1 protein-coding gene is annotated in these 390 nt (G+C 57.4%); it reads right to left on the reverse strand.

Features of this window, described 5'->3' with window-relative positions:
• On the reverse strand, positions 1-390 hold a 390-nt coding region (locus ACRXB1_RS37425; protein WP_449494942.1), incomplete at both ends, for a hypothetical protein.

Here is a 390-nt window from a genome sequence, read left to right on the forward strand (position 1 = left end):
GCGGCGCAAACCGTTCGCCGAATTCCACGCCCCAGTAATAGAGGTCGTTGAAGATGTCGCCGGTTTTGCCTTGCGCGTAGCTGGTGCCGCCATTGGCGAGCTGGGCCCGCATGTTGTAGGTCGCCGTGCCCGTGCCTTCGCCCGCGTATTCCTTGTTCAGATTGCTGTTCGTGAAGTAATCACCCCACGCGTCTTTCGGATGAATGCGGGGAACCCAGTGATTCCAGTCGGGCAGTTGGAAGCCAATCGGAATTTCGCGGATGTTGATATGCCCCTTCGTCGATATCGCTGCTTTATTGACGCCGCTCGGGAAAATCGCGGCAAGCGTATCCAGATCATTTTCCGATACCGCGTCAATACCAGCGCCACATGTCCAGTCGCTTACCGGCG

This window comes from Caballeronia sp. M23-90, assembly GCF_053574605.1.